Source organism: Dolichospermum sp. UHCC 0259 (assembly GCF_009711935.1).
Taxonomy (GTDB): domain Bacteria; phylum Cyanobacteriota; class Cyanobacteriia; order Cyanobacteriales; family Nostocaceae; genus Dolichospermum.
Map to the genome: position 1 here is coordinate 1 of NZ_VIKX01000212.1, position 8,309 is coordinate 8,309.

Below are 8,309 nucleotides of genomic sequence, written 5' to 3' on the forward strand. Positions count from 1 at the left end.
TTATCTCATTTACGCCGCAGTGTACTAGGAGTTTTTCCCGGTTCAAATTCGACTAAAACATCAACATCACTCTCTTTTGTAAAATCATCTCTTAATACTGAACCAAATAAAGACAACTTACGAATTGAGTGACTTTGACAAAAATGATTAATTTCTTCTGGAGACAAATTAATAGGAAGAGTATTTTGTTTCATAGTTAAAACTCCTGATTGATGATTTTATCTTTATAATAACTAGAATTTTGACTCAAAATCAACAAAAATGCTATATTAAATCAACCTTATAAAGTATTCAACTTAACAAGTTTATTCTTACTTGAACTTTAGTTGTATATTTATAAACTTATGATTTATGCAAGTGCCACACCAAAAATATAACTTAATTCGTAACAACGCCACTGCTGATGCCTCAGAACAGCAAATTATTAACTGGGGTGGTGCAGGTAGTTGTGGTGGTGGTTGGTGGTCTAAAGCATTTGATTATCTCATTAACAATGGGACTGCAACCGAAGCCACCGTCCCCTACACAGCAACCAATAATCCGTATAATGACTTTTTAGGCTTAACCGAGCAATATTACTTTTAAGCCCGATTCAATGAACGATATTTTCAAGTTTCACGCAAAGGCGCAAAGGAAGAAAGGAATATAAGTAGATAAGTGTGGTATAAATACATGAAAATGGCTGTAAGTTGAGATATATTCACTAATTTCAGGATTATGACAGGATTTGAACCTTTATTAGCCGCTGCGGTTAGCGGTGTAGCTGTTCCCGTTTTCCAGTCTCTTTGGGGAAGTGGTGGTAACTTGCTGGGAATGTTTGGGAAAACTCTGGATGAAAATACTAAACAACTCATTTTTGATGCTTCCAAGAAATATGGACATAATTATGAAGAAAGACACGGTATTCTCAAAGTTTTGGGAATGCGTGAACCTGTGAAGTTAGAATCTGTGTATACAGCAGTGCAGTTTTTAAATGATAATGCTATTCGTAGTTTTGCATCTACTGAACAATTAGAAGAAGTATATCGTCAAGGGAAAGGACGGAAGTTTGATTCTCAACATTGTCAAAAACAACCAGGAATTGAAGTTGCTAATGAAAAACAATATTTGATGGTTTTAGGAGGACCAGGTGCAGGAAAATCTACTTTTTTACGGAAAATGGGAATGGAAGCACTCAAAGGTAAAAAAGGAGGATTTAAACATGATTGTATTCCGGTTTTCATTGAATTAAAAAGGTTTACTTCAAGTGAGATTGATATTAAAAAATTTATTATTGAAGAGTTTAATATTTGTGGATTTCCAGTTCCAGATCAATTTACAGCTAAAGCTTTAGAACAGGGTAAATTATTAATTTTACTTGATGGCTTGGATGAAGTTCCCAGTCAAAACTTAAATGAGACTATCAGTCAAATTCAAAACTTTGTTGATACATATCATCAAAATCGGTTTATAGCTTCCTGTCGCATAGCAGCTTACCGCAATAACTTCCGCCGATTTAGTGATGTGGCTATGGCTGATTTTGATGATGAACAAATTCAGCAATTTATTAATAATTGGTTTCATGGAGAAGATGATCAACAAGCGAAAACGGGGGATAAATGTTGGGAATTATTGCAAAAACCAGAAAACAAAGCTGCAAAAGAGTTAGCACATACACCTTTATTACTGACTTTTCTGTGTTTAGTATATGACCGTTCTCAGAATTTCCCTAATAATCGCAGTGTGTTATATAAAAAGGCGTTGCGAATATTGTTAGAAGAATGGGCTTCGGAAAAGCGAATTTTGCGAGAAGAAATTTATCAAGGACTGCATACAGAACTAGAAGAGTTATTACTTTCAGAAGTTGCTTATACTGGGTTTACGTCTAATCGGCTGTTTTTCTCACAATCGGAAATTGTTGACCAAATAAAAACCTTTTTGGCGGGTAATTTGAATGCACCACAGCATTTAAATGGTGAAGCAGTTTTAAATGCGATCGCAATTCAACAAGGAATTTTAGTAGAACGGGCGGAAGATGTATTTTCATTTTCTCATTTGACGCTACAGGAATATTTAACAGCCCAATATATTGATGATCATCGCCTAGTTGAAAAATTAGTTACTGAACATCTGGTAGATCAACGTTGGAAGGAGGTATTTTTGTTAGTTGCGGGAGTCATACGGGGTGGTACAGATGATTTGTTGTTATTGATGGAAAAGGAAGGACAAAAATATATCAATACTCCAAAATTACAAGCTTTATTAAATTGGGCGGAAGAAGTCACAGTAGGATCTCAAGGTGATTATAAACCAGTGGGGAAACGTGCAGTTGCGATCACCCTCGCCAAAGTCCTCGCCAACGCCAACGCCTACTCCCTTGCCAACGCCAACATCCTCGCCAACGCCTACTCCCTCGCCAACACCAACGCCAACATCCTCGCCTACGCCAACGCCTACGCCTATGCCAACGCCTACGTCTACTCCCTCGCCAAGGCCAACGTCTACGCCAACATCTACGCCATTAATTATATTGGTAAAATTGATCAATTACAAATCTTTAATCAAAAGCTCAACTCTACTATGTTACTTACTCAACTAAAAGCACTAAAAGCTAAAATACCTGATGATAAACAACCAAAAAAAATACATCAAGCTTTTGCAAAAACGTTGATAGAAACCTTACTAAATAGTTTTAATCTCACCCCAGAAATGATCAATTTATCTAAGGAAGAAATCAAGGTTTTAGATAATTATCTCTACGCTAATCACCTAATTATCCAATGTAAAGATGCTGCGGTGCGGGTGTCCCGTGATACCTGGGAAGCAATAGAGGCGCGGATGTTGTTGGTGGGGAGTAATTAAAATCCGGGGAGTTTATGTAGAGATGTTGCAAACATAGGATTTTCTGAAGAAAGGGCTTATTTGCCCCCTAAAATTAAAGATTATTCTATAAACTTACTCGCGTCAGAGGAGGTATTCATGAGCCGTCCAATTATTCTGGGTATTGTTGGTGATAGTGCTGCGGGGAAAACAACTCTGACTAGAGGGATTGCTCAGGTACTAGGTCCAGAAAATGTGACTATTATCTGTACAGATGATTATCACCGATACGATCGCACACAACGGGCAGAACTGGGGATTACAGCCCTCCATCCTGATTGTAACTATCTGGATATCATGCAGCAACATTTATCGCTGCTACGGACAGGACAGGCGATTCTCAAGCCGGTTTACAGCCATAAAACAGGCACATTTGAGCCGCCACAATATATTAAGCCCAGTAAATTTGTGATTATTGAAGGGTTACTAGGTTATTCTACCCGTGCAGCCCGTGAAGCTTATGATGTTAAAGTCTATCTTGCTCCTCCTGAACCACTTCGCGCTGATTGGAAGGTGAAACGGGATACTCAAAAGCGCGGTTATACTCCAGAACAGGTATTAGCGGAGTTAGATAAACGCGAACCAGATTCAGAAATGTATATCCGTCCTCAGCGGCAATGGTCAGATATTGTGGTCAGTTTCTATCCGCCTAATGATGAAATTGATGAAACTAATGGACATTTAAATGTGCGGTTGGTGCTGCGTCCTTCGATTCCTCACCCTGATTTTACGGAAATTATTCACGCCGGTCATAGTGATTCTCAGTCAGCTATCCGCTTGGGACTGGATAGAGATATGGGAAAACCGGTGGATGTTTTAGAAGTTGACGGTCATGCTACTTTGGAACAGGTGAATAAAATCGAACGGATTATGTGTAACGATATGCCCCATTTAAATAGTGTGTGCGATCGTGAAAGTAATCCAGAATTGGGTAAAATTGCGGGTACAACTGGAGAAACACTGCAAAGTTATCCTCTCGCCCTGACTCAATTAATTATTACCTACCATATGCTCAAAGCTACGCAAATTCACCAGTAAGTAATTCCGGGCAGTATCTACAAAAATTAAAGATTTTGTCAAAAAGGAATAATTGTGTCCAAAAATAAGGGATAAATAAAGATGGCTTTACCCAATTATTCCCAATTCAAAATCCCCAATTAGGTATGACTTATTGCCTGAGAATAGCTGACTTACCGGAAAATGAACGCCCCCGTGAAAGGTTAATGACTCACGGACCGAAGATTTTAGCCACAGCGGAATTAATCGCTATTTTGCTGGGTACTGGTCAAGGACCTGGTAAACTCTCAGCAGTTGGTTTAGGGCAATATATATTACAAGAATTGAGTAAAGGTCAGTGTGACCCCTTAGCCGCTTTACGAAATGTCTCCCCGGCTGAGTTAATGGAAATTCCCGGTGTGGGACCAGCGAAAGCGACAACTATTTTGGCTGCAATTGAATTGGGTAAACGGACTTTTTTATCTCGTCCTTCCGACGGGACAGTAATTGATAGTCCCATTGCTGCGGCTGCGGTGCTGAGTCAAGACTTGATGTGGCAAAATCAAGAAAGATTTGCCGTGTTGTTATTGGATGTAAAAAATAAGTTATTAGGCACAAAAGTAATTACAATTGGAACGGCAACGGAAACATTAGCCTCCCCTCGTGACATTTTTCGAGAAGTTATTCGTCAAGGTGCTACAAGGGTAATAGTTGCCCACAATCACCCCTCTGGGAGTTTAGAACCCAGTGAAGCAGATATAGAATTGACTCGTCAATTATTAGCCGGGGCAGAAATTTTAGCCGTTCCCATTTTAGATCATTTAATCTTAGGTAATGGCACTCATCAGAGTTTAAGAGAAATTACAACTTTATGGGATGATTGTCCTCAAGTTGATTGATATTTCTACCTTTTTTGTTCGACCTGTTCTAGTTCCTTCTCTGTGCGTGCATTGGGGTTTTTAGGACGCTTAATAGTAGGAAATAAGTTAATAGCAAAATTATTCAAAGCTATCCGGGTTTGAGTGCTGGATTTCCCTAACTCACCGGGTAAAACCTTATCTCCCAAGGTTATAAAGAGAATAAAACCAATGATAAAAAAGGGTGCATATCGTTTCATTTTCAATTCCTCGCCAATTAGAGATTGCAATTGATAACTATCCTTATAGAATGCCCAAATTATCATCAAAACAATAACTCACAAATAATATTTTTTTGAATATAATCTTCAAATAACATTATATAACAAAATTTTTTAACCGTTAATTTCTACTATTGAGCCAAATATCTGCAATTAATGGAGTATAATCTTGAAAATCGAGATATATTATTAAACATGGATTTTATCACCATTTTAGGATTAGTGGCAGGTGCATTAACTACTATTGCCTTTTTACCACAAATGCTCCAAATATGGCGCACAAAATCAGCGAAAGATGTCTCCTATGTGATGCTGATTGTCTTTATGAGTGGTTTATTTCTGTGGTTAGTCTATGGGATTATTCTCGGTGCTTTGCCCGTTATCATCGCCAACGCGGTGACATTATGTTTTAACTTGATTATTCTATGGCTTAAAATTAAATATAGATAACTCTACTAAAAAAGCTGTGACATCATCTGTATTTGACTGTGAACGCCTTCTATTTACCCCTGCAACCCCCAATCAGGATGCTATTCCCGTAATTTTCGCCTTTCCCAATGAGTACACTGTGGGGATAACTAGTCTGGGTTATCAGGTGGTATGGGCGACTTTGGCTATGCGTGAGGATTTGCAGGTAAGTCGCTTATTTACTGATATTCGAGAACAACTTCCCAGACATTCAGAATTATTAGGTTTTTCTATGTCTTGGGAATTAGACTATGTGAATATTTTTAATCTTTTGGAATCTTTAGAAATTCCCATTCGGGCTAATTCTCGCAATCAAAATCATCCTTTAATTTTTGGTGGTGGTCCAGTTCTTACAGCCAACCCTGAACCTTATGCGGAATTTTTTGATGTGATTTTATTAGGAGATGGTGAAAATCTGCTTGGTGATTTTATAGATACTTATAAAAAAGTCAGAAATGCTGATAGAGAAACTCAATTAAAAACTTTAGCCCAAGTTCCGGGAATTTATATTCCTAGTTTATATGTAATAGAATATATCACACCAGATGGGGAAATAAAATCAATCAATCCGATTTCGGCGGAAATTCCCCCCATTATCCAAAAGCAAACTTATCGAGGCAATACTCTTTCTGCTTCTACTGTTGTCACAGAAAAAGCCGCTTGGGAAAATATTTATATGGTGGAAGTGGTGCGGAGTTGTCCCGAAATGTGCCGCTTTTGTTTAGCTAGTTATTTAACTTTGCCTTTTAGAACTGCGAGTTTAGAAAATTCTTTAATTCCCGGAATTGAACGAGGTTTAAAAGTTACAAATCGTTTGGGTTTATTGGGGGCTTCTGTTACTCAACATCCAGAATTTACAGAATTATTAGATTATATTAGTCAACCAAAATATGATGATGTACGGTTGAGTGTGGCTTCTGTGAGAACCAATACAGTTACAGTTAAATTAGCCGAAACTTTGGCGAAACGAGATACAAGATCATTGACAATTGCGGTGGAAAGTGGTTCGGAAAAAGTGCGGAAAATTGTCAATAAAAAATTACATAATGATGAAATTATCCAAGCAGCTATCAACGCAAAAGCTGGTGGTTTATCGAGTTTAAAACTCTATGGAATGGTGGGAATTCCTGGGGAAGAAGCGGAAGATGTGGACGCAACTGTAAAAATGATGGAAGGTGTAAGAAAAGCTGCGCCTGGTTTGCGGTTAACACTAGGATGCAGTACCTTTGTACCTAAGTCACACACACCATTTCAATGGTTTGGGGTTAATAAGCAAGCAGAAAAGCGGTTGCACTTGTTACAAAAATATCTCAAACCCCAAGGGATGGAGTTTCGACCAGAAAGCTATAATTGGTCAATTATACAGGCTTTGTTGTCCAGAGGCGATCGCCGACTTTCTCCATTATTAGAATTAACCCGTGATTTTGGCGACTCCTTGGGAAGTTACAAACGCGCTTTTAAACAATTAAAAGGGAAAGTTCCCGACTTAGATTTTTATGTCCATAGCAATTGGTCAACTGAGCAAATTTTACCCTGGAATCACTTACAAGGACCATTACCACAGTCTACACTGATTAAACATTTAGCAGAAGCTACTAACTTAGAATTAAATCATAAATAATGCACACAGATACAATATTCTACCAAATCTTCCTCACCTTCCATACTCTATTATTTGAACTATTGGGACAACCCACAGAAAATGCGGAAGGTTATCAATTTACTTCTGTAGAAGTCAAAGAAAAAGCCTTTCGATTTGATGGGATATTCATGCCAGATAGTGAAGAAAAACCGATCTATTTTGTTGAAGTCCAATTTCAAAACAAACCAGAGTTTTACTGGGAATTAATCACAGAGATAAATATTTATCTCAATCAATATAAACCAGAACAAGACTGGCGAGCCGTAGCTTTATTTGCTAAACGGAGTTTAGATGTAGAAAAATTAACTAATTATCAACAAGAATTAGTTAATAGTGGTCGAATCAAACGAATTTATTTAGATGAAATACCATCAGGGTCAATAGGGATGGGATTAATTGAATTAATTGTCAGTAAAGAAAACCAATCACAGGAATTGGTAAAAAACTTGATGACAAGAACAAAGACAGAAGTTAGCAATGATAGCGAAAGACAAGGTATTATAGAATTACTGGAAAGTGTTTTGATGTCAAAGTTTTCACAATTAAGCCGTCAGGAGATAGAAGCAATGTTTTTAGTGAGTGATATTAAGCAAACAAGGGTATATCAAGAGGCTAAACAGGAGGGTGAACAGGAAGGAAGACAAAAAGGAAGACAAGAGGGAAGACAAGAAGGAAGACAAGAAGGTGAGAAAAACTTACTATTACGTCTGTTGTCTAAAAGATTTGGAAAATTGGGAGATGCGTATATCAAAAGCATCAATAGCTTGACAATAGCACAGCTAGAAGACTTGGGAGAAGCATTATTAGATTTTGGGGAAATTAACGACTTAGAACAATGGCTCAAATCTCACAGATCATCATAGATAATGCACACAGATACAATATTCTACCAAATCTTCCTGACATTCCATACGCTATTATTTGAACTATTGGGACAACCTAAAGAAAATGCGGCAGGTTATCAATTTACTTCTGTAGAAGTTAAAGAAAAAGCCTTTCGATTTGATGGGATATTCATGCCAGATAGTGAGGAAAAACCCATCTATTTTGTTGAAGTCCAATTTCAAAACAAACCAGAGTTTTATTGGGAATTAATTACAGAGATAAATATTTATCTCAATCAATATAAACCCGAACAAGATTGGCAAGCAGTAGCTTTATTTGCTAAACGGAGTTTAGATGTAGAAAAATTAACTAATTATCAAC

At 37.5% G+C, this 8,309-nt stretch carries 10 protein-coding genes; 8 read left to right on the forward strand and 2 right to left on the reverse strand.

Annotated features, from left to right (window positions below):
* Positions 1–5: 5 nt before the first annotated feature.
* Entirely contained in the window at positions 6–194 is a 189-nt protein-coding gene (locus FJR05_RS17445) for a nucleotidyltransferase family protein (RefSeq protein WP_168645282.1), read from the reverse strand.
* 157 nt (positions 195–351) lie between these two features.
* Here FJR05_RS17445 and FJR05_RS17450 point away from each other — a divergent pair, with 157 nt between their 5' ends.
* From FJR05_RS17450 to radC, 4 genes are all read left to right on the forward strand, one after another.
* Positions 352–585, forward strand: a complete 234-nt coding sequence (locus FJR05_RS17450) for a C1 family peptidase (RefSeq protein WP_254446976.1) — start codon at positions 352–354, stop codon at positions 583–585.
* A gap of 132 nt (positions 586–717) precedes the next feature.
* The gene (locus FJR05_RS17455; RefSeq protein WP_168645283.1) at positions 718–2,841 is read left to right on the forward strand and encodes an NACHT domain-containing NTPase; all 2,124 of its coding nucleotides are present in this window, start codon (positions 718–720) and stop codon (positions 2,839–2,841) included.
* Between the two features lie 117 nt (positions 2,842–2,958).
* Complete coding sequence (locus FJR05_RS17460) at positions 2,959–3,897, forward strand: phosphoribulokinase (protein ID WP_168645284.1); 939 nt, start codon at positions 2,959–2,961, stop codon at positions 3,895–3,897.
* Between the two features lie 125 nt (positions 3,898–4,022).
* Positions 4,023–4,754 carry a DNA repair protein RadC gene (radC, locus tag FJR05_RS17465; protein ID WP_168645285.1) on the forward strand — a complete coding sequence of 244 codons (732 nt, stop codon included), beginning with the start codon at positions 4,023–4,025 and terminating at the stop codon, positions 4,752–4,754.
* A 5-nt stretch (positions 4,755–4,759) separates the two neighbouring features.
* On the opposite strand, the gene FJR05_RS17470 is transcribed toward radC, so the two are convergent.
* The gene (locus FJR05_RS17470) at positions 4,760–4,972 is read right to left on the reverse strand and encodes a hypothetical protein (protein WP_168645286.1); all 213 of its coding nucleotides are present in this window, start codon (positions 4,970–4,972) and stop codon (positions 4,760–4,762) included.
* A 216-nt stretch (positions 4,973–5,188) separates the two neighbouring features.
* Between FJR05_RS17470 and FJR05_RS17475 the strand changes: the two genes are divergently transcribed.
* The 4 genes from FJR05_RS17475 to FJR05_RS17490 all read left to right on the forward strand — a co-directional run.
* On the forward strand, positions 5,189–5,443 hold the full coding sequence (locus FJR05_RS17475) for a SemiSWEET transporter (RefSeq protein WP_168645290.1): 255 nt from the start codon (positions 5,189–5,191) through the stop codon (positions 5,441–5,443).
* A 16-nt stretch (positions 5,444–5,459) separates the two neighbouring features.
* Positions 5,460–7,082, forward strand: coding sequence for a radical SAM protein (locus tag FJR05_RS17480; RefSeq protein ID WP_168645287.1), 1,623 nt, complete (start codon positions 5,460–5,462; stop codon positions 7,080–7,082).
* Positions 7,082–7,966 carry an Rpn family recombination-promoting nuclease/putative transposase gene (locus FJR05_RS17485; protein WP_168645288.1) on the forward strand — a complete coding sequence of 295 codons (885 nt, stop codon included), beginning with the start codon at positions 7,082–7,084 and terminating at the stop codon, positions 7,964–7,966. Before FJR05_RS17480 ends, FJR05_RS17485 begins: the two co-directional genes overlap by 1 nt.
* Before the next feature lie 3 nt (positions 7,967–7,969).
* On the forward strand, positions 7,970–8,309 hold a 340-nt coding region (locus tag FJR05_RS17490; protein ID WP_168645289.1), incomplete at its 3' end, for a DUF2887 domain-containing protein.